Consider the following 21,445-nt stretch of genomic DNA (forward strand, 5'->3'; position numbering starts at 1 on the left):
CGACGATCTTCGTCCATGGCGCGGACCGCCGGAAGAGGTGAGGCTGGGGCGCATGAGCGAGTTCACGGTGGGGGAATCCGACTTCCTGCTGGACGGGCGGCCGGTACGGCTGCTGTCCGGGGCGCTGCACTACTTCCGGGTGCACGAGGGGCACTGGCGGCACCGGCTGGCGATGCTGCGGGCGATGGGCCTGAACTGCGTGGAGACGTACGTCCCCTGGAACCTGCACTGGCCGGTCCGGGGCGGCTACCGGGACGTGCGGGCGCTCGGCCGGTTCCTGGACGCGGTCCGGGAGGCCGGGATGTGGGCGATCGTACGGCCGGGTCCCTACATCTGCGCCGAGTGGGAGAACGGCGGAGTGCCGCCTTGGGTGACGGGCGAGGCGGGCACGCGCGTGCGCACGCGTGACGAGCGGTATCTGTCCCGTGTGGAGCACTGGTTCCACCACCTGATGCACGAGGTCGTGCCCCGGCAGATCGACCGCGGCGGCCCGGTGATCCTGGTGCAGGTGGAGAACGAGTACGGCAGTTTCGGCAGTGACACCGGCTATCTGGAGGCGCTGGCCGGTCTGCTGCGCGCCAAGGGGGTCACGGTCCCGCTGTTCACCTCGGACGGCCCCGAGGACCACATGCTGACCGGCGGTTCGCTGCCCGGGGTGCTCGCCACGGTGAATTTCGGCTCCCACGCGCGCGTGGCCTTCGAGACGCTGCGCCGCCATCGCGCCGAAGGCCCGCTGATGTGCATGGAGTTCTGGTGCGGCTGGTTCGACCACTGGGCCGGCGAGCACGTCGTACGGGACCCCGGGGAGGCCGCCGGGGCGCTGCGGGAGATTTTGGAGTGCGGGGCGTCGGTGAACCTCTACATGGCGCACGGCGGCACGAGTTTCGGCGGCTGGGCGGGCGCCAACCGGGGCGGCGGCGAGCTGCACGAGGGCCCGCTGGAGCCGGACGTGACCTCCTACGGCTACGACGCCCCTGTGGACGAGTACGGCCGGCCCACAGAGAAGTTCTGGCGCTTCCGCGAGGTGCTGGCCGAGTACCGCTCAGGGCCGCTGCCCGAACCGCCGCCACCACCCGCCCTGTTGGGCCGCCCTGCGGAGGTGACGCTCGACGGCTGGGCGCCCTTGGGCGAGGTCCTCAGGGCGCTGGGCGGCGAGGAGACGGTCGCCCCCGTGCCGCCCACCTTCGAGGAACTGCACGTCACCCGGGGCCTGGTGCGCTACGAGGTGGACGTCCCCGGCCCCCGGCGGCCGTACCCGCTGACCCTGCGCGGGCTGCGGGACCTCGCGGTGGTGTACGTCGACGGGGAGCGGGCCGGGGTGCTCACCGAGGAGGAGGCGCGGCTGAAGGAGCCCGTCGCCGGCCCCGCGCGCGTGGAGCTGTGGGTGGAGTCCCTCGGGCGGGTGAACTACGGGCCGCGCTTCGGCGAGGCGAAGGGGATCACCGGCGGCATCCTGCACGAGCGGCAGTATCTGCACGGGGTACGCGCGCGTGGGCTGGATCTGTGCGCGTTCGACGACGGCGTGGACGCGGTGCGGTTCGGCGCGCTGCCGCAGGAGGGCGCGCCGGGGCTGTACCGGGGCACCGTCATGGTCCGCGGGGCCGGGGACGCCCGGCTGGAGCTGCCCGGCCGGACGCGCGGGTTCGTCTGGATCAACGGCTTCAACCTGGGCCGCTACTGGTCGGTGGGGCCCCAGCGGTCCCTGTACGTTCCCGGACCGGTGCTGCGGGAGGGCGGGAACGAGGTGTGGGTGCTGGAGCTGCAGGAGGCCGACCCGGACTGCCCGGCGCCTCGCCTCCTGCCGGTGTGACCGGCCCCCGTCCCGCCTACAGTGGAGAGGGGTTCCGGCGTCTTTGGGGGTGCGGACGTGGCGAACGGCGGACCGGTCCAGCACGGCTATCCGCACCTGGAGACGGTGCGGGCCGCCATCACCGCGCTCTACAAGCGGCTGTCCCGCGACACCGTCCAGACCTTCTCCACCAGTGTGATCCCCGCCGACGTGGCCTTCTGCGACACCGACGACCTGCATCTGGGCGCGCAGCGGGTGGCCCGGGAGATCGTGCGGCACTTCCGGTTGCCGGACGCGCGGCTGATCGTCGGCTTCCGGGAGATGACCCATGCGGCGAACGTCGAACTGGCGGCGGGCCCCGAGTACTTCGTGGAACTGAACGACCGTTTCCGCACCCACCGCCGGGACATCGGCGCGGCGCTCGCCCACGAGGTGGCGCACGTGTACCTCCACCGGCTGGACCTCTCCTTCCCGACCACGGCGGAGAACGAGATCCTCACGGACACGGTGACGACGTATCTCGGCGCGGGCTGGCTGCTGCTGGACGCCTTCCGGGAGGACGCGCTCTCCTCGCAGAAGCTCGGCTACCTCACCCCTGAGGAGTTCGGTTACGTCCTGGCCAAGCGGGCGCTGCTGTTCCATGAGGACCCCTCGGTGTGGTTCACCAGCCCGCAGGCCTACGACGCGTACGTCAAGGGACTGGCCCTGGCCCGCCGGGACGAACAGCAGCCGCCGCTGACCGGGGCCGGCTGGGCGGGGCGGCGGCGCTACGCCCACGACCGCCGGCACGTCTCCGGCGTGCAGCCGACGGCGCCCTACGCCTTCTCCCCCGACCCCAGCGGCCGGCTCCGCGTCTCCTTCTCCTGCCCTACCTGCCATCAGCGGATCAGGGTGCCGGTGAAGGGGCGGGTACGGGCGCGGTGCGGGTTGTGCCGGACGGTACTGGAGTGCGACACCTAGGTTCACGGCGGCACTCTGGAGGCTCCGCCCCCAGGGGGTGCGGGGTGTCAGCCGAGCTCCTCGGACGCCGCCCGCCGGGGAAGTGCCGCACACAGCCCTCCGCACACCACGAAGGCCCCCACGACCCACGGCATCGCATCCCCCAACGCCCCGGTCATCCCCGAAGACACCCGCCCGAAGAACACCGTGCCGACCACGGCGGCACCGAGCGCTCCCCCGAACTGCTGAGCCGTGGAGAAGATCCCGGAGGCCGCGCCGGCCAACTCCCCCGGCACCGCCGACAGCACCACGTTCACCAGCGGCACCACCAGGAACCCGAGTCCGGCCCCGGCGATCAGCAGCCCCGGCACCAGCGGCCACGCCCCCGCGTGCGCCACCGGCGCGTCGTCGACCACGGACCACACCCAGCCGAAGCCGCCCGCCATCAGCAGCGCGCCCGCGCCGAGCACCAGCCGCCCGTACCGTACGGCGAGCCCGTCCGCGGCGGGCGCGGTGAGGAAACCGCCGGCCGAGAACGCGACCGTCACCAGCCCGGCCTGCATCGGCGTGTACCGCTCACCGGCCTGCAGCCAGACCGCGAAGACCAGGAAGAAGCCCTGCATGCCGACGGAGAACAGCAGTTGGACGAGTACGCCCACGGAGAACGCGGGGAGCCGGAAGGCGCGGGCGGGCAGCAGCGGCACGGTCCCGGGCCGGTGGCGTCGCGCCTCGTACACGCCGAGCCCCGCCACGGTCACGGCACCCGTGCCGAGGCAGGCCCAGCCCCACAGCGGCCAGCCGTTCTCCCGGCCCTGCACCAGCGGCAGCACGATCGCGGCCAGGCCGCCGGCCAGCAGCAGGCTGCCCAGGACGTCCGGCCGGCCCGCCGACCGCTCGCGCGTGGCCGGGACCAGCAGCAGCCCGCCGGCGAAGGTCGCCACGGCCACCGGCACGTTCACCAGGAACACCGAGCGCCAGCCCCAGCCGAACAGATCGGCGTCCGTGAGCACCCCGCCGAGCAGCAGCCCGACGGCGGAGGCGAACCCGGCGACGGCGCCGTACATCCCGAAGGCGGCCCCGCGTTCCCTGCCCTGGAAGAGGGTGCGGAACGAGCCGATCACCTGCGGCACCAGCACGGCGGCGAGGACCCCCTGCACCGCCCGTGCGGCGATCAGCTGGCCCGGTGACTGGGCGATCCCGCAGGCGAGGCTCGCCAGCCCGAAACCGGCCGTGCCGGCGAGGAAGAGCGGGCGGCGGCCGATGCGGTCGCCGAGGTGGCCGGAGACGATCAGGGCGGCGGCGAAGCCCAGCAGATAGGCCGAGACGACCCACTGCAGATCGCTGGCCGAGGCGTGCAGATCCCGGCTGATCGAGGGCACGGCCACGTTGACGATCGTGCCGTCCAGCAGGTCCATGAGCGCCGCGATCATCATCACGACGGCGGCCGCCCAGCGGCGGGGATGCGGTTCCGCCACGGTGGCGGAGGGTTCGGTGAGCGTTGCGGACATGGAGATCTCCTCAGCTCCTTGCCAACGGATCCCGGACGGAAGGACCGAGATTTATTTCGTTCGAGCTAACGAAATAGTTACACCGGCACCTCTGCCCCCGCAAGTCCTTAGTTCGACCGAACGAAATTTTTGCTAGCCTCAAGGCATGGCCAAGGCAGACGAGAAGCGGGACGAGGCGGCGCGGTCCGAGACGCTGGCGCAGCTCATGGAGGTGGGCCGGACCCACAGCGGGGTCACGGTCATGTTCCACTCGGCCGTCGCCGCCAAGCAGGGGCTGAACGCGACGGAGGAGAAGACCCTCGACCTCCTCCAGCGGCAGGGCCCGCTCACCGCGAAGGACCTCGCCGGGCTGACCGGACTCGCCCCCGCCTCCGTCACCGGGCTGCTCGACCGGCTGGAGGCCAAGGGTTTCGTGCGCAGGGTGAAACACCCGACGGACAAGCGCCGGGTGCTGGTCGAGCTGAACGAGGAGAAGATCGCCGAGCTCGCCGTGTTCTTCGAGGACTGGGCGCGGGACGTCGTCGAGGCCTGCGAGGAGTTCAGCACGGACGAGCTGCGGACGGTCGTCCGCTTCCTGTCCGTCATGAGCGACCGCCAGCGCGCCGCCGCGGCCCGCCTGACCGGCTGACGCGCACGCCGGTCCCCGCGGCGCGCTATGCGCGTACGGCGATCCCGTCCAGCACCATCGACAGATACTGGCGGGCGATCTCCTCGGGGCTGTGCCCGCCGCCGGGCCGGTACCAGGAGGCGGCGACCCACACGGTGTCGCGCACGAACCGGTAGGTGAGGCGGACGTCGAGGTCGGCGCGGAAGACGTGCTCGGCGACCCCGCGTTCCAGCGTGCCGAGCCACGCCTTCTCGAACCGTGCCTGCGACTCGGCGAGGAAGGCGAACCGCTCCTGGGCGACGAGCTGCCTGCTCTCCTTCTGGTAGATCGCGACGGCGGCGCGGTGCCGGTCGATCTCCCGGAAGGACTCGGTGACGAGCGCCTCCAGCGTCTCGCGGGGGCCGAGTCCGGAGCCGAGGACGGTGTCGTAGCCGTCCCACAGCTCGTCGAGGAAGGTCCGCAGGATCTCCTCGAGCATCGACTCCTTGGAGTCGAAGTGGTAGTACAGGCTGCCCGCGAGCATCCCGGCGTGGTCGGCGATCCTGCGGACGGTGGTGGCGTTGTAGCCGTGCTCGGCGAAGACCTCGGCGGCGACGCCGAGGAGTTCACCGCGCCGGGCCGCCGCCGCGGTCACCTGAGGCTTCTTCTTGGTCGGCACGACACCCATTGTTCCAAACGCTTGTTAGGTCCGTACGACGCCCGCGGCACGTGCGGCCCTCAGCCAGTGCGGGAACTCGCCGACGAGACGGTCGTACAGGTCGGCGTCGCGGACGCGCCGCGGGTCCTCGCCGGCGTGGAAGAAGCCGGCGTTGTCCAGGATCCGCCTGTCCGGTACGGCCAGCTCGTCCAGCTTCCGCAGGAACTCGAACTGCCGGCTGCCCGGGTCGCCGAAGCCGACGAACTGCCAGAACAGCGGGAGCTTCGCCGCCTTGCACAGATAGCGTTCGGCGGCGAGCTTGTTGATCGGGCCGCCGTCGGTCTGGAAGACGACCAGGGCGGGGTCGGTGGCGCCGCTGTCCAGGTAGTGGTCGATGACGGCGTCCATGGCCAGGTGGTAGCTGGTCTTGCCCATGTGCCCGAGCCGGGCCACGGTCCGCTCGATCCGGCCCTCGTGGTCGTCGAGGGCGATGTCGGTGACCGCGTCGACGTCCGTGGAGAAGAACACCACCGGCACCCGGCCGTCGTCGTCCAGGTGCGCGGACAGGCCCAGCACCCGGTCGGCGAGCGTCTGCACGCTGCCGTCCTTGTAGTACGGCTTCATCGAGCCGGAGTAGTCGACAACCAGGTAGACCTCGGCGCGCAGCCCGGCCAGGCCGTGCTTGGTGAGCGACACGCCCGCCGACTCGTAGGCGCCGACGAGCGCGGGCGCGGTCTCCTCCACCTTGCTGAGACTGATCGCGGCCATGGATCCCCCCACAGGCTTTTCGGGAAGCTTATGTGATCACCGGGCCCTGTTGTCGCTCCTGTCACAGCAGTTCGCTATTTTGTTCGCCGCCGTCCCCACCGGCTCATCCCGTCCCGACCTTCCTCAAGGAGCCGGCCGTGACCGCCGAGTCCGCCGTCACCACCTGCTTTCGCCATCCCAAGGTGGAGTCCCACGTCCGCTGCACCCGCTGCGACCGCTACATCTGCCCGGACTGCATGCGCGAGGCGGCCGTCGGCCACCAGTGCGTGGAGTGCGTGAAGGAGGGCGCGCGGTCCGTCCGGCAGGCGCGCACGGCGTTCGGCGGCCGGATCAGCGCGGTGCCGCTGATGACGTACGTCCTCATCGGGCTCAACGTGCTCGCGTATCTGGCCGAGTTGGCGCGGCCGTCCATCGAGGACCGCTTCGCGATGCTCGGTACGGTGCCCGCGGGCTACCTCCCCCAGGGCGTCGCGCATGGCGAGTGGTACCGCCTGCTGACCGGCGCGTTCCTGCATCTGACGCCCGGCGAGGGCACGTTCGGCATCACGCACATCCTGTTCAACATGCTCGCGCTGTGGAACGTCGGCCGGGTGGTCGAGGCACAGCTGGGCCGGGTCCGCTATCTCGCGCTGTATCTGCTGTCGGCGCTGGGCGGCTCGGTGCTGGTGCTGCTGCTCGCCCCGACGTCCTTCACCGTCGGCGCGTCCGGCGCGATCTTCGGCCTGGGGGCGGCGTACTACGTGATGGGCCGCCGCCTCGGCTACGACATGCGGGCGGTCAACCAGTACATGGGCGGGCTGCTGGCATGGCTGGTGATCTCCGCCTGGCTGACCTCCTGGCAGGCCCACCTCGGCGGTCTGCTCGCGGGCGGAGCGGTGACGCTGGCCTACGCGTACGCGCCCCGCGACGGCCGGCGCACGCCGGTCCAGGCGGGCGTGTGCGTGGCGGTGCTGGCGCTGCTGCTGGTGCTCACCTGGATGAAGGTGACCTCGCTGACGGCCTGAGCGGGCGCGGGAAAACCAGGTGTCCGGCCCGCGGAGCCGACCGTACGCTTCCGGCCATGCCTGAGCACCCGTGGTTCGCCATCGAACCGGAAGACGACGAAGAGTTCGCATTCACCGACGCCGAGCGCGCCTTCGCGGCCGCGCTGCGGGAGCGCACCGCCGGCTGGGCCGAGGCCCATGTCGACGGAGATGTCTTCCGGCCGGACGGCTGGGACTCGCTGGTCGCCTCCCTGTCCTTCGGCGATCCCGGGGCGCGGCGCCATCTGATCGACGTCGGAGTGCACTTCTACGGCGACCGGGTCCGCGGAGACCGTCTGCACAACCAGCTGTTCACCCTGGCCGACCGCCCCTCCGGCTGGGGCCTGGAGGCCATCGGCACCGTCGAGGAACTGGCCGACCGCTCCGCGCGGTGGTTCCGTACGGTGCTGGACAAGCCCGTCGTGCTGTACGTCTGGCTGAACGCCGACCGGTACGCCTACGCGGCACGGTTCGCCTTCGCCGACGACGACCAGACGATCTGCCAGATGTACGGCAAGGACCTGGCCCCGCCCGGGCAGGCGGAGGAGCTGATCGCGGCCGGGCATGTGCACGGCCGTGGCTGGATCCAGACCGTCGGCCTGCCCACACCCACGCTGTACCAGCACATCCGCGGCGATCTGGGCAGGGCCGTGCTGCCGTCCGGGGCGCGGGCCGTCACGCAGCGCGGCGCGCTCACCGGCGTCTGGTACGAGTAGGCACGGCCCGCGGAAGAGCAACGACGCCTGCCCAGGCGTCCGGTCGGGGACAGGGGCAGGCGTCGTCTGGTGTTCCGTACGCCGTTGTACGGGACGCTTATCGGGGTGCCGTCAGACCGCCAGGGCGCGGTCGGTCGGGCGGATCGGGGCCGGCAGGTCGCTGGCACCGGTCAGGAACCGGTCGACACCGCGGGCGGCCGAGCGGCCCTCCGCGATCGCCCACACGATGAGGGACTGGCCGCGGCCGGCGTCACCGGCGACGAACACACCCGGCACGTTGGTCTGGAAGTCGGCGTCGCGGGCGATGTTACCGCGTTCGTCGAGGTCCAGGCCGAACTGCTCCACCAGGCCGTTCTCCCGGTCGGTGCCGGTGAAGCCCATGGCGAGGGCGACCAGCTGTGCCGGGATCTTGCGCTCGGTGCCCGGCTTGGAGGTCAGCTTGCCGTCCACGAACTCCACCTCGGCGAGGTGCAGCCACTGCACGTTGCCGTCCTCGTCGCCCTCGAAGTGGGTGGTGGAGGCGGAGTAGATCCGCTCGCCGCCCTCCTCGTGGGCCGAGGTGACCTTGTACAGGATCGGGAAGGTCGGCCAGGGCTGGTTGGTCGGGTGCCGCTCGTCGTTCGGGCGGGGCATGATCTCCAGCTGGGTGACGGAGGCCGCGCCCTGCCGGTGGGCGGTGCCCACGCAGTCCGCGCCGGTGTCACCGCCGCCGATGACCACGACGTGCTTGCCCTCGGCCGAGATCGGCGAGGTGACGTAGTCACCCTCCTGGACCTTGTTCGCCAGCGGCAGGTACTCCATGGCCTGGTAGATGCCCTTGAGCTCGCGGCCCGGCACCGGCAGGTCACGGGCGGTCGTGGCACCGGCGGCGATCACGATCGCGTCGTACCGCTTCTTCAGGTCGCGGGCGTTGATGTCGCGGCCGATCTCGACGCCGGTGCGGAAGCGGGTGCCCTCCGCGCGCATCTGCTCGATACGGCGGTTGATGTGCCGCTTCTCCATCTTGAACTCGGGGATGCCGTACCGGAGGAGGCCCCCGATGCGGTCCGCGCGCTCGTAGACGGCGACCGTGTGGCCGGCCCGGGTCAGCTGCTGGGCGGCGGCGAGACCCGACGGGCCCGAGCCGATGACCGCGACCGTCTTGCCGGACAGGCGCTCGGGGATCTGCGGGGCGACGGTGCCCGCGTCCCACGCCTTGTCGATGATCGAGACCTCGACGTTCTTGATGGTGACCGGCGGCTGGTTGATGCCGAGCACACACGCCGACTCACAGGGCGCCGGGCAGAGGCGACCGGTGAACTCCGGGAAGTTGTTGGTCGCGTGCAGCCGCTCGGACGCGGCCGTCCAGTCCTCGCGGTAGGCGTAGTCGTTCCACTCGGGGATCAGGTTCCCCAGCGGGCAGCCGTTGTGGCAGAACGGGATGCCGCAGTCCATGCACCGGCTGGCCTGCTTGCTGATGATCGGCAGCAGGGAGCCGGGAACGTAGACCTCGTTCCAGTCCTTGACCCGCTCACCGACGGGACGGGTCTTGGCGACCTCGCGGCCGTGGTTCAGGAAGCCCTTCGGGTCAGCCATTGATCGCCGCCTCCATCATCTTCTCGGTGATCTCGGTCTCGGTCAGACCGGCTCGCTCGGCGGCGTCCTTGGCGGCGAGCACTGCCTTGTACGTGCTGGGGATGATCTTGCTGAACCGCTCCACGGCCTGCTCCCAGTCGGCGAGCAGCTTCTCGGCGACCGTCGAGCCGGTCTCCTCGGCGTGACGGCGCACCACGTCGTACAGCCACTGCCTGTCCGCCGCGTCCAGCGCCTCGACGGACTCGACGTTGCCGACGTTGACGTTGTCGCGGTCGAGGTCGATGACGTAGGCGATACCGCCGGACATGCCCGCCGCGAAGTTGCGGCCGGTCGGGCCGAGGACGACCGCGCGACCGCCGGTCATGTACTCGCAGCCGTGGTCGCCCACGCCCTCGGAGACGACCAGCGCGCCGGAGTTGCGGACGCAGAACCGCTCACCGGTGCGGCCGCGCAGGAACAGCTCGCCCCCGGTGGCGCCGTAGCCGATGGTGTTGCCCGCGATGGTCGAGTACTCGGCGAGGTGGTCGGCGGCCCGGTCCGGGCGGACGACGATACGGCCGCCGGACAGGCCCTTGCCGACGTAGTCGTTGGCGTCGCCCTCCAGGCGCAGCGTGACGCCGCGCGGCAGGAACGCGCCGAAGGACTGGCCGGCCGAGCCGGTGAAGGTGATGTCGATGGTGTCGTCGGGCAGGCCCGCGCCGCCGAACTTCTTCGTCACCTCGTGGCCGAGCATGGTGCCGACCGTGCGGTTGATGTTGCGGATGGCGACCTGGGCGCGCACCGGCTGGGCCTCGGTCGCGTCGTTCGCGGCCAGGGCGTCGGCGGCGAGCTTGATCAGCTCGTTGTCCAGCGCCTTCTCCAGGCCGTGGTCCTGCTCGATCAGCCGGTGGCGGACCGCGCCCTCGGGGAGGTCGGGCACGTGGAACAGCGGCTCCAGGTCCAGGCCCTGTGCCTTCCAGTGGTCGACGGCGCGCTCGACGTCCAGCACCTCGGCGTGGCCGACGGCCTCCTCGATGGAGCGGAAGCCCAGCTCGGCCAGCAGCTCACGGACCTCCTCGGCGATGAACTGGAAGAAGTTCACCACGTACTCGGCCTTGCCGGAGAAGCGGTCGCGCAGGGTCGGGTTCTGGGTGGCGATGCCGACCGGGCAGGTGTCCAGGTGGCAGACGCGCATCATCACGCAGCCGGAGACGACGAGCGGCGCGGTCGCGAAACCGAACTCCTCGGCGCCGAGCAGCGCGGCGATGACCACGTCACGGCCGGTCTTCAGCTGGCCGTCCGTCTGCACCACGATCCGGTCGCGCAGGCCGTTGAGCAGCAGGGTCTGCTGGGTCTCGGCGAGGCCGAGCTCCCAGGGGCCGCCGGCGTGCTTCAGCGAGGTGAGCGGCGAGGCGCCCGTGCCGCCGTCGTGCCCGGAGATCAGGACGACGTCCGCGTGCGCCTTGGAGACACCCGCGGCGACCGTGCCGACGCCGACCTCGGAGACCAGCTTGACGTGAATCCGCGCCTGCGGGTTCGCGTTCTTCAGGTCGTGGATCAGCTGGGCCAGGTCCTCGATGGAGTAGATGTCGTGGTGCGGCGGCGGGGAGATCAGGCCGACACCCGGCGTCGAGTGACGCGTCTTCGCGACCCACGGGTAGACCTTGTGGCCGGGCAGCTGGCCGCCCTCGCCGGGCTTGGCGCCCTGGGCCATCTTGATCTGGATGTCGTCCGCGTTGACCAGGTACTCGGAGGTCACGCCGAAGCGGCCGGAGGCGACCTGCTTGATGGCGCTGCGCCGCGCGGGGTCGTACAGGCGCTCCGGGTCCTCGCCGCCCTCACCGGTGTTGGACTTGCCGCCCAGCTGGTTCATGGCGATGGCGAGGGTCTCGTGCGCCTCCTTGGAGATGGAGCCGTACGACATGGCGCCGGTGGAGAAGCGCTTGACGATCTCGGAGACCGGCTCGACCTCGTCGACGGAGATCGGCGCCCGGTCCGACTTGAAGCCGAAGAGCCCGCGGAGCGTCATGAGACGCTCGGACTGCTCGTTCACCCGGTCCGTGTACTTCTTGAAGACGTCGTAGCGGCCGGTGCGCGTGGAGTGCTGCAGGCGGAAGACCGTCTCCGGGTCGAACAGGTGCGGCTCGCCCTCGCGGCGCCACTGGTACTCGCCGCCGATCTCCAGCGCGCGGTGCGCCGGGGCGATGCCGGAGGCCGGGTAGGCCTTGGCGTGGCGGGCGGCGACCTCCTGGGCGATGACGTCGATGCCGACGCCGCCGATCTTGGTGGCGGTGCCGTTGAAGTACTTCTCGACGAAGGCCTCGTCCAGGCCGACGGCCTCGAAGACCTGGGCGCCGCGGTAGGAGGCGACGGTGGAGATGCCCATCTTCGACATGACCTTCAGCACGCCCTTGCCGAGGGCGTAGATCAGGTTCTTGATGGCCTTCTCCGGCTCCAGGCCGCTCAGGAAGGTGCCGGCGCGCAGCAGGTCCTCGACCGACTCCATCGCCAGGTACGGGTTGACGGCGGCGGCGCCGTAGCCGATCAGCAGGGCGACGTGGTGGACCTCGCGGACGTCACCGGCCTCGACCAGCAGGCCCACGTGGGTGCGCTGCTTGGTGCGGATGAGGTGGTGGTGGACGGCCGCGGTGAGCAGCAGCGACGGGATCGGCGCGTGCTCGGCGTCCGAGTGGCGGTCCGACAGGACGATCAGCCGGGCGCCGTTCTCGATCGCCGCGTCGGCCTCGGCGCAGATCTCCGCGATGCGCGCGGCGAGCGCGTCACCGCCGCCGGAGACCCGGTACAGGCCGGAGAGGGTCGCGGCCTTGAAGCCGGGCATGTCGCCGTCGGCGTTGATGTGGATGAGCTTGGCCAGCTCGTCATTGTCGATCACCGGGAAGGGCAGGGTGACCGAGCGGCAGGAGGCGGCCGTCGGGTCGAGCAGGTTGCCCTCCGGGCCCAGCGACGAGCGCAGGGAGGTGACCAGCTCCTCGCGGATCGCGTCCAGCGGCGGGTTGGTGACCTGCGCGAACAGCTGGGTGAAGTAGTCGAAGAGCAGCCGCGGGCGCTCGGAGAGAGCGGCGATCGGGCTGTCCGTGCCCATGGAGCCGATCGGCTCGGCGCCGGTGCGGGCCATCGGGGCGAGGATGACGCGCAGCTCCTCCTCGGTGTACCCGAAGGTCTGCTGGCGGCGGGTGACCGAGGCGTGGGTGTGGACGATGTGCTCGCGCTCGGGCAGGTCGCCCAGCTCGATCTCGCCGGCCTCCAGCCACTCGGCGTACGGCTTCTCGGACGCGAGGGTCGCCTTGATCTCGTCGTCCTCGATGATGCGGTGCTCGGCGGTGTCGACGAGGAACATCTTGCCGGGCTGCAGGCGGCCCTTGCGGACGACCTTGGCCGGGTCGATGTCGAGGACGCCGACCTCGGAGCCGAGGACGACGAGGCCGTCGTCGGTGACCCAGTAGCGGCCGGGGCGCAGGCCGTTGCGGTCGAGCACGGCGCCGACCTGGGTGCCGTCGGTGAAGGTGACACAGGCGGGGCCGTCCCAGGGCTCCATCATCGTGGAGTGGTAGCCGTAGAAGGCGCGCCGGGCCGGGTCCATGGAGTCGTGGTTCTCCCACGCCTCCGGGATCATCATCAGCACGGAGTGCGGCAGCGAACGGCCGCCCAGGTGGAGCAGTTCGAGGACCTCGTCGAAGGAGGCGGAGTCGGAGGCGTCCGGCGTGCAGACCGGGAAGATCCGCTCCAGCTTCTCCTGCGGCCCGAACAGGTCGGAGACCAGCTGGGACTCGCGGGCGCGCATCCAGTTGCGGTTGCCCTTGACGGTGTTGATCTCACCGTTGTGCGCGACGAAGCGGTACGGGTGGGCGAGCGGCCACGACGGGAAGGTGTTCGTGGAGAACCGGGAGTGCACGAGCGCGATCGCGGAGGCGAAGCGGCGGTCGGACAGGTCCGGGAAGAAGGGCTCCAGCTGGCCGGTGGTCAGCATGCCCTTGTACACGATCGTGCGCGCGGAGAGCGACGGGAAGTAGACACCGGCCTCGCGCTCGGCGCGCTTGCGCAGCACGAAGGCCTTGCGGTCCAGCGCGATGCCCTCGCTGGCGCCGTCGGCGACGAAGATCTGCCGGAACACCGGCATGGTGGAGCGGGCGGTGGCGCCCAGCAGCTCCGGGGCGACCGGAACCTCGCGCCAGCCGAGGACGGTGAGGTCCTCCTCGCCGGCGATCGTCTCGATGCGCGAGACGGCGTCCTCGGTCCCCTCGGTCGGCAGGAAGGCGATACCGACGGCGTACGAGCCGGCGGCGGGCAGTGCGAATCCGGCCACCTCGCGGAAGAAGGCTTCGGGCAGCTGGCAGAGGAGACCCGCGCCGTCGCCCGAGTCGGGCTCGGAGCCGGTGGCACCGCGGTGCTCCAGGTTGCGCAGGACGGTGAGCGCCTGCTCGACCAGGGTGTGGGACGCCTCGCCGGTGAGGGTGGCGACGAAACCGACGCCACAGGCGTCGTGTTCGTTGCGGGGGTCGTACATACCCTGCGCAGCAGGGCGAGCATCCATGAACGACCAGTTCTGGCCATTCGCGGAATGCTGGGACGGCTGGCGCGGCGTACGCATCGGCTCTCCCGTCGTCGTCATGAGGCATGTGGCAAGTGCCGAGGGACGACGTTGGCCCTCTGCGTGATCTCAAAATTTCGAGCAGGTTACATGATGGGGCGGATCCCGGGAAGCGGATAGACCGTTCCAACATGCGGACGCCACGGGGTCCGTGGCGAAGGTGCCGCGCGTGACGGCGGGGGCCGCGCGTGACGGCCGGGGTGCCGCGCGGTGGCGGCGAAGTGTGAGGGGGACCGTACGGACGCGATCGGTCGGATCGGCGGCCGACGGCCCGGTGGGGGGCGGGGGGAGCGGCTTCACTCACCCCACGGGGGTGCGGCAGGCGTCATTGCCCACAGCGCTTACGGCTCATGCCCGGTGGTCACGCGGTCGAAACCAGCGAGTAACGAGCGATCGTGCGACTGCTCTCGCGCGGCTACTTATGCGGCCCAACGCATAAGTAGCGGCACCGCTATCCTACGGCCGTTCCGAACAGGGTACCGAGGGCGTACGTCACACCGGCGGCCGCGCCGCCCAGCGCGAGCTGCCTGAGGCCGCTGTACCACCAGCTGCGCGCGGTCACCTTGGCCACCACGGCACCGCAGCCGAAGAGTCCGGCGAGGGCGAGCAGTACGGCGGGCCACAGCACGGTCGCACCGAGCAGGTAGGGCAGCACGGGGAGCAGGGCACCCAGGGCGAAGGACCCGAAGGAGGAGACGGCGGCGACCAGGGGCGAGGGCAGGTCACCGGGGTCGATGCCCAGCTCCTCGCGGGCGTGGATCTCCAGGGCCTGCTCGGGATCCTTGGACAGCTGCCGCGCGACCTCACGGGCGAGGCCCGGCTCCACGCCCCGGGCGACGTACAGCGCCGCGAGCTCGTCCTCCTCGTCCTGGGGGTGCTTGCGCAGCTCACGGCGCTCGACATCGAGCTCGGCCTCGACCAGCTCCCGCTGGGAGGCGACCGAGGTGTACTCGCCGGCCGCCATGGAGAAGGCACCCGCCGCGAGCCCCGCGAGGCCGGTGATGACAATGGTCTGCTGGCTCACGGATCCGCCGGCCACACCGGTCATCAGGGCGAGGTTGGAGACGAGTCCGTCCATGGCCCCGAAGACGGCGGGGCGCAGCCAGCCGCCGTTGACGTCGCGGTGCGTGTGGTTGTCGCGGTGCGCTTCGTGCAGCGCGGCCTGGGTTTCGATGACGGCCATGCGGGCCCCCCGGATAGCTTAGCCAAAGCTAACTTTGGACGAGTTCTACTTTTCGACAACGCAGAACCTACGCCCCTTCTTCCGCTGCCGCCAGCAAGGAAAGGCTCGGCTAACCTGCGCCTTTACCTGTCTTTGCTCATCCGTGCATGATCTTGCTCAGATGCCAAGCGGGTGACTTCGACCCGGGGAGGCTCGCGGGGGCGCGCCCCGTGGCACACATCCGCAAAGGGCGTTCCCGGCCCCGAAGGAGTCCGCCCATGGCATCGATCGCCTGCACTCCCCCGGTTCTGGCGCCCGACGACGCCGTCGGGCTCCGTGAGAGGGCCCGTGGCGCGCTGCTCGGCCTGGCCGTCGGGGACGCGCTGGGGGCGCCCGCGGAGAACCTCAAGCCCTCCGAGATCCGCGCCCGCTGGGGTCGCATCACGGGCTATGTGGCCGAGAGCCCGTCCGGCACGGACGACACGGAGTACGCGATCTTCTCGGGCCTGTTGCTCGCCCGGCACGGCTCGGCACTCACCTCAGGCCATGTGGAGGCGGCCTGGCACGAGTGGATCGCCGACCTGGCCGAGGGCCCCTTCCGGGGCGCGGGCTTCAGCGAACGTGGCACGCTGGAGAACCTGCGCCGGGGCCTCGCCGCCCCGATCTCGGCCCAGCACCGGCACGCCTGGAGCGACGGTCTGGCCATGCGGGCGGCCCCCTTCGGCGTCTTCGCCGCCGGCCGCCCCGCCGAGGCGGCCCGGCTGGTGGCGATCGACGGTTCGGTGAGCCACGAGGGCGAGGGGATCTGCGGCGGCCAGGCGGTCGCGGCGGGGGTGGCGGCGGCGATGACGGGCGCCCCGGTTCCGGTGGTGATCGCCTCCGCCCTGGCGGTGATCCCCGAGGACTCCTGGACGGCGCGCTCCCTGCGCCGGGCGGTGGCCGTGGCCCACCGCGGCGAGCGCGCGGTCCGCTCCGCGGTCGTCATCGGCGGCTATCCCTGGACCGACCTGGCCCCCGAGGCGGTCGCCCTCGCCTTCGGCGCGTACGCGGCGGCCGACGGCGATTTCGGGGAAGCGGTCCTCACGGCCGTCAACATGGGCCGCGACGCGGACACGACGGCGGCCCTGGCCGGCGCCCTGTCCGGCGCGGCCCACGGCATCTCGGCGATCCCGCCCGCCTGGGCCTCCGCCATCGGCCCGGTCAGCGGCCGCTGTCTGCCGTCGATGGCCGGCCATCACGTACTGGACGTGGCGGAACTGCTGGTGCCGGAGGAGGGCGGGAAGTGGGGGGCGGGGGTGGTGCCGGAGGGGCCACCGGTGGCGGCACCGGTCGTGGTTCCGGCGGAAGCGCGGGAGGCCGTACAGGAGACGACCGCACCCCTCACGCCCGGCATCCGGCCGGCCGAGCCGGGTAAACGGGTCGGCAAGCGAGGGGCGAGGGGGCGCAGCCCCCTGGTTGGGGCGGGACACTCCGGGCACCCGGACGGCGAGGGTCAGTCATGACAGCGCGCCGTATCGAGGGACTCCTGCTCGGCCTCGCCGCAGGCGATGCGGCCGGCTGGCCCGCCGCCCGGCACCGGGCCGCCCGCATGCCCGAGTGGACCCGCCGCCTCACCCGCGAGCTGGACACCTTCGCCGAGCAGAACGCCACCACCACCCTCCCGGTACCGATCGCCCTCAACCAGCCCCCCGAACCCCTGCGCCTCGGCCCCTCCGACGACGCCGAGTGGGCGGCCTTCGCCGCGGAGGCGATCCTCCGGGCCGGCACCGACGACGCCCTCGGCGACCTCAGCCGGGAGCGCCGTACCCGCGCCGCCATCGACCTCACCTGGACCGCCGTGGCCGCGGAAGTCGCCGCCGCGGCGGACCGCGCACCCGAGGTCGAGTCCGCCGTACTGCCCCTGCGCGCCCGCATCTCCGTCCGCGCCGGCCTCGGCAACCTCGCCACCGGCCTGCGTCCGCCCGCCACCGGCCACGACAACCCGCACTACTTCGACGACGCCGCCTGTGTCCGCGCCTGCGTCCTCGCCGTCGCCCACCCCGGCGACCCCGAACGCGCCGCCGCCCTCGCCGAGTTCGACGCCCGCTACACCCAGGACGGCGACGGCGTGCACGGCGCGCGCGCCATGGCCGCCGCCCTCGCGCTCGCCCTCGCCGACGCCGAGACGGGCACCTGTGTGACCGCCGCGCTCACCGAACTCCCGCCCGACACCGAGATCGGCCGCAACGCCCGCCACGCGCTCGCCCTCGCCGAGGACGGCGAGTCCGCCTTCGCCCTCGTCCCGCTCCTGGAACACCAGATCGTCGACCACGTCTACAGCTACGGCATCGCCGCCGCCGAGACCGTCCCGGTCGCCCTCGCCCTGGCCACCGCCGCCCGCGGCCGTATCGCCGAGGCCGTACCCGCCGCCGCCTGCCTGTCCCGGGTCGCCGACTCCGCCCCCGCCCTCGCGGGCGCCCTCACCGGAGCCCTCGGCGGCGGCGCGGCCATCCCGCAGACCTGGCGGGACGCCTGCCGCACCCTGTCCGGCTGCGCCCTGCCCCGCCTCACCGGGACCGACCTGGTGGAACTCGCCGGACTCCTGGAAGCCGCACAACCGGCCCGCCCAGGAGGATGATTCGGGGCATGACGCCCAAGGAGTCCAAAGGACTCAAAGAAGAAGAAAGCAGCAGTCTCTCCCTGCCCGGTCTCGACGACCGGATCACCGGTGCCCTCGTCGGAGCCGCCGTCGGCGACGCCCTCGGCGGCCCGGTCGAGGGGTACTCCCCCGACCAGATCGCCGAGCGCCACGGCGGCCGCGTCCACGGCGTCGTCGGCCCCTGGCACGGCGACGACTGGCGCACCGCCCGCCCCATCGCCCCGTACCACAAGGGCGACGGCCACGTCACCGACGACACCCTGATGACGCATGCCCTGATCCGGGTGTACGCCCGCGTCCGCGACCACCTCGACGCCTACGCGATCGCCGACCACCTGGTCCCGGACCTGATGACGAACCCGCGCTGGATCCCGGAACTGGAGACCGAGACGCTGCCCCTGCACCGCCTCTTCCTCGCCGAGAAGTGGCTCGTGACCCGGCTCGCCCACGCGCACGCCGATCCCCGGGAAGCGGGCGTCGGCAACATCGTCAACTGCGGCGCGGCGATGTACATGGCCCCCGTCGGCCTGGTCAACGCGGCCAACCCGGCCGCCGCCTACGCCGAGGCCCTGGACATCGCGGGCGCACACCAGTCGTCGTACGGCCGTGAGGCGGCCGGTGTCCTCGCCGCGGCCGTGGCCGCCGCCGCGACCCCGGGCGCGACGCCGGACTCGGTCGTCACCGCCTGCCTGTCCCTGGCGAAGGACGGCACACGCGAGGCGATCGAGAAGGTCTGCGAAACGGCCCGCGACCACAGCGACTTCGAGTCGGCGCTACGGCCGCTGCGCGCGGCGGTGGCCCCGTACGACACCGTCGGCCCGGACTACCGCGCGCCCTCCCTGGCCGCCCGCCGCCCCTCCCGTCTGCACTCGATCGAGGAACTGCCCGTCGCCCTCGGCATGCTCCTGGTATCCGGTGGCGACTATCGGCACGCCGTGCTCGGCGCGGTCAACTACGGCCGCGACTGCGACTCGATCGCGACGATGGCCGGCGCCCTCGCGGGCGCGCTGGGCTCGCCCGTCCCGGAGGACTGGGCGAAGACGGTGGCGGAGGCCAGCCGGCTGGACCTGTGGGAGCCGGCCCGCACGCTCACCGAGGTGGCGCGGGAGGTCTTCGAGCGGGACGTACGGCGGCGGCGCGCCCACGAGCGGGCGTTCACGGCCCTCGGAGGCGCCGCATGCTCCGACTGACCTGGGTCCAGCCCGAGGACCTGCTCGGCCACGAGCTCCGCCAGGCCCGCCTGGACGGGCGGGAGCCCTCGGCGATCGAGGCGCGGTGGCGGGCGGCGGGCGGCCCGGACGCGCCGGCCCGGGCGGGCGCCTCCGCCCACGGTGTCTCCCGGTATCTGCGCCTCCTCGCGGAAGACCTCCTGGACGAACTGGCCGACCTCCCCAGCGGCTTGTCCCACGACGAGCCGACGGACCTGGCCCGCATCAAGTCCCTGTGCACGGACTGGCCGAGTGCCCCCTCCGGGGGCGGCACCCCGCCGGCGCGGACAGGCGGCCCCACCCCCGCACCGGCCGCTCGGGCCCCCGCCCCGGCCGCCCTCGAAGCCGCCTGGCTCGGCCGGGCCATCGGCTGCCTCCTCGGCAAACCCGTCGAAAAGCTCCCCCTCGACGCCATCCGCGCCCTCGCCCAGGCGACCGGAAACTGGCCCCTGACCACGTACTTCACGGCCCGCGGCGTCCCGGAGGACCTGCTCGCCGCGCACCCCTGGAACCGGCGCTCGGCTGCCACCTCCCTCGCCGAGAACATCGACGGCATGCCCGAGGACGACGACCTCAACTACCCCCTCCTGAACCTCCTGCTCCTGCGCCGTCACGGCAGGGCCTTCACCACCACCGACGTGGCCCGGCTCTGGCTCGACGAGCTCCCGCCCGGCCGCACCTTCACCGCCGAACGCGTCGCCTACCGCAACCTCCTCACCGGCATCGAACCCCCGCACACCGCCCGCCACCGCAACCCCTTCCGCGAGTGGATCGGCGCCCTGATCCGCGCCGATGTGCACGGCTGGACCAACCCCGGCGATCCGGCGGCCGCCGCCGAGCAGGCGCACCGCGACGCGGTGCTCACACACACCGCCAACGGCGTCTACGCGGCGATGTTCACGGCCGCCGTCATCGCCACCGCCGCCACCGGAAGCCATGACGTCCACGCCTGTCTGCGCACCGGCCGCCGGGTGATCCCGCCCCGCTCCCGGCTCGCGCGGGCGATCGACCACGCCGTCCGACTGGCCGGGTCCCACGAGGACTTCGACGACGTGGTGGACGAGCTCCACGCCCGCTACACGCCCGCCCACCACTGGGTGCACGCCATCCCCAACACCGCCCTGCTCACCGCCGCCCTCACCCACGCGGACGGCGACTTCACCGGCTCCATCCGCCGTGCGGTGTCGGGCGGCCTGGACACCGACTCGAACGGGGCGACGGCCGGCAGCGTCGCGGGACTGCTCGCGGGCGACCCCGCCGCACTCCCCGACCACTGGCGGGCCCCGCTGAAGAACCGGCTCGCCACCACCGTCGCCGACTTCGACGGCACCGGCTTCGACACCCTCGCCCACCTCACCCACCTGGAGGCGACCCGACCATGACCCACATCGTCGTCCTCGGCAGCACGAACATGGACCTCGTCACCTATGTCACGAAGGCCCCGCAGCGCGGCGAGACCGTGACGGGACGGGAGTTCCGCACGATCCCCGGCGGCAAGGGATCCAACCAGGCGATCGCCGCGGCCCGCGCCGGCGCCACCGTCTCGATGATCGGCGCGGTCGGCAACGACGCCTTCGGCCTGCGGCTGCGCGACACCCTCGAGCACTCCGGCGTGGACACCGACTTCCTGCGGACGGTCGAGGGCCCGTCCGGCACCGCGCACATCGTGGTGGACGACGAGGGCGCCAACTCCATCGTCGTCATCCCCGGCGCGAACGGCACCGTCGACCACCTCTCCCCCGGCGACGAGGGCGTGATCGCCTCCGCCGACGCCCTGCTGCTGCAGCTGGAGATCCCGCTGCGCGCGGTCGTCCTGGGCGCTCAGGCGGCGCGCCGGCACGGGGTCCGTACGGTGCTCACCCCTTCGCCCGCCCAGCCGCTGCCGCTCGAACTCCTCGACGTGACCGACCTGTTGGTGCCCAACGAGTACGAGGCGATCACCCTCACCGGCCGCACCGACCCGCGCGAGGCCGCCGCCGACCTGCTCCACCTGGTGCCGGAGGTCGTCGTCACGCTGGGCGCGACCGGCAGCCTCTACCTGGCCCGGGGCGCCGACCCGCTGGTGATCCCGGCACCGCAGGTGACCGCCGTCGACTCCACGGGCGCCGGCGACACCTTCGTCGGCGCGCTCGCGGTGGCCCTCGCCGAGGAGAAACCGGTGCGGGAGGCCCTGTCCTGGGCGGCGGCCGCCGCGGCGATCTCCGTGCAGCGGGCCGGGGCATCGGTGTCGATGCCGTACCGCCCGGAGATCGACGCCCAGTTCACCGCGTGAGGTACGACGCATGAGG

The 21,445-nt window shown here is 72.2% G+C and carries 16 protein-coding genes; 10 read left to right on the forward strand and 6 right to left on the reverse strand.

The annotated features are described in order from the left end of the window. Window positions 1–52 precede the first annotated feature (52 nt). Window positions 53–1,810, forward strand: coding sequence for a beta-galactosidase family protein (locus tag ACIBJF_RS03775; RefSeq protein ID WP_399172042.1), 1,758 nt, complete (start codon window positions 53–55; stop codon window positions 1,808–1,810). 57 nt (window positions 1,811–1,867) lie between these two features. Continuing rightward, window positions 1,868–2,749, forward strand: coding sequence for a hypothetical protein (locus tag ACIBJF_RS03780; protein WP_399172043.1), 882 nt, complete (start codon window positions 1,868–1,870; stop codon window positions 2,747–2,749). Window positions 2,750–2,796: 47 nt separating this feature from the next. On the opposite strand, the gene ACIBJF_RS03785 is transcribed toward ACIBJF_RS03780, so the two are convergent. Further along, window positions 2,797–4,236 carry an MFS transporter gene (locus tag ACIBJF_RS03785; RefSeq protein WP_399172044.1) on the reverse strand — a complete coding sequence of 480 codons (1,440 nt, stop codon included), beginning with the start codon at window positions 4,234–4,236 and terminating at the stop codon, window positions 2,797–2,799. A gap of 145 nt (window positions 4,237–4,381) precedes the next feature. On the opposite strand from ACIBJF_RS03785, the gene ACIBJF_RS03790 reads away from it, so the two are divergent. Continuing rightward, window positions 4,382–4,864 (forward strand): MarR family winged helix-turn-helix transcriptional regulator, encoded by a 483-nt coding sequence (locus ACIBJF_RS03790; protein ID WP_399172046.1) that lies wholly within the window; start codon window positions 4,382–4,384, stop codon window positions 4,862–4,864. Window positions 4,865–4,889: 25 nt separating this feature from the next. Here the strand turns inward: ACIBJF_RS03790 and ACIBJF_RS03795 are convergent, their stop codons facing one another. Together ACIBJF_RS03795 and ACIBJF_RS03800 are read right to left on the reverse strand one after the other, a co-directional pair. Further along, on the reverse strand, window positions 4,890–5,501 hold the full coding sequence (locus tag ACIBJF_RS03795; protein ID WP_351800585.1) for a TetR/AcrR family transcriptional regulator: 612 nt from the start codon (window positions 5,499–5,501) through the stop codon (window positions 4,890–4,892). Between the two features lie 24 nt (window positions 5,502–5,525). Further along, a complete protein-coding gene (locus ACIBJF_RS03800; protein ID WP_399172047.1) occupies window positions 5,526–6,248 on the reverse strand; it encodes a VWA domain-containing protein in 723 nt (240 codons plus the stop codon). 137 nt (window positions 6,249–6,385) lie between these two features. On the opposite strand from ACIBJF_RS03800, the gene ACIBJF_RS03805 reads away from it, so the two are divergent. Both ACIBJF_RS03805 and ACIBJF_RS03810 read left to right on the forward strand, forming a co-directional pair. Next, window positions 6,386–7,252, forward strand: a complete 867-nt coding sequence (locus ACIBJF_RS03805) for a rhomboid family intramembrane serine protease (protein WP_399172048.1) — start codon at window positions 6,386–6,388, stop codon at window positions 7,250–7,252. Between the two features lie 56 nt (window positions 7,253–7,308). Beyond that, window positions 7,309–7,986 (forward strand): hypothetical protein, encoded by a 678-nt coding sequence (locus ACIBJF_RS03810; RefSeq protein WP_399172049.1) that lies wholly within the window; start codon window positions 7,309–7,311, stop codon window positions 7,984–7,986. A 111-nt stretch (window positions 7,987–8,097) separates the two neighbouring features. Here ACIBJF_RS03810 and ACIBJF_RS03815 read toward each other — a convergent pair whose 3' ends face one another. The 3 genes from ACIBJF_RS03815 to ACIBJF_RS03825 all read right to left on the reverse strand — a co-directional run bounded on the left by ACIBJF_RS03815 (window position 8,098) and on the right by ACIBJF_RS03825 (window position 15,332). Then, on the reverse strand, window positions 8,098–9,561 hold the full coding sequence (locus ACIBJF_RS03815) for a glutamate synthase subunit beta (protein WP_399172050.1): 1,464 nt from the start codon (window positions 9,559–9,561) through the stop codon (window positions 8,098–8,100). After that, window positions 9,554–14,149 (reverse strand): glutamate synthase large subunit, encoded by a 4,596-nt coding sequence (gltB, locus tag ACIBJF_RS03820; RefSeq protein WP_399172051.1) that lies wholly within the window; start codon window positions 14,147–14,149, stop codon window positions 9,554–9,556. The genes ACIBJF_RS03815 and gltB overlap by 8 nt, the downstream gene beginning before the upstream one ends. 451 nt (window positions 14,150–14,600) lie before the next feature. Beyond that, complete coding sequence (locus ACIBJF_RS03825) at window positions 14,601–15,332, reverse strand: VIT1/CCC1 transporter family protein (protein WP_351800571.1); 732 nt, start codon at window positions 15,330–15,332, stop codon at window positions 14,601–14,603. A 257-nt stretch (window positions 15,333–15,589) separates the two neighbouring features. On the opposite strand from ACIBJF_RS03825, the gene ACIBJF_RS03830 reads away from it, so the two are divergent. From ACIBJF_RS03830 to rbsK, 5 genes are read left to right on the forward strand one after another with little or no spacing between them, the layout of a single operon-like run. After that, window positions 15,590–16,813: an ADP-ribosylglycohydrolase family protein gene (locus ACIBJF_RS03830; RefSeq protein WP_399172052.1), complete on the forward strand. Its 1,224-nt coding sequence runs from the start codon at window positions 15,590–15,592 to the stop codon at window positions 16,811–16,813. Next, on the forward strand, window positions 16,810–17,928 hold the full coding sequence (locus tag ACIBJF_RS03835) for an ADP-ribosylglycohydrolase family protein (RefSeq protein ID WP_399172054.1): 1,119 nt from the start codon (window positions 16,810–16,812) through the stop codon (window positions 17,926–17,928). Before ACIBJF_RS03830 ends, ACIBJF_RS03835 begins: the two co-directional genes overlap by 4 nt. A gap of 8 nt (window positions 17,929–17,936) precedes the next feature. Then, window positions 17,937–19,139 carry an ADP-ribosylglycohydrolase family protein gene (locus ACIBJF_RS03840; protein WP_399172056.1) on the forward strand — a complete coding sequence of 401 codons (1,203 nt, stop codon included), beginning with the start codon at window positions 17,937–17,939 and terminating at the stop codon, window positions 19,137–19,139. Then, entirely contained in the window at window positions 19,127–20,539 is a 1,413-nt protein-coding gene (locus ACIBJF_RS03845; protein WP_399172057.1) for an ADP-ribosylglycohydrolase family protein, read from the forward strand. The genes ACIBJF_RS03840 and ACIBJF_RS03845 overlap by 13 nt, the downstream gene beginning before the upstream one ends. Continuing rightward, window positions 20,536–21,429, forward strand: a complete 894-nt coding sequence (gene rbsK / locus ACIBJF_RS03850; protein WP_399172058.1) for a ribokinase — start codon at window positions 20,536–20,538, stop codon at window positions 21,427–21,429. Before ACIBJF_RS03845 ends, rbsK begins: the two co-directional genes overlap by 4 nt. The last annotated feature ends 16 nt before the right edge of the window (window positions 21,430–21,445 follow it).

Origin of the sequence: Streptomyces sp. NPDC050743 (assembly GCF_044456925.1) — a bacterium.
GTDB lineage: Bacteria > Actinomycetota > Actinomycetes > Streptomycetales > Streptomycetaceae > Streptomyces.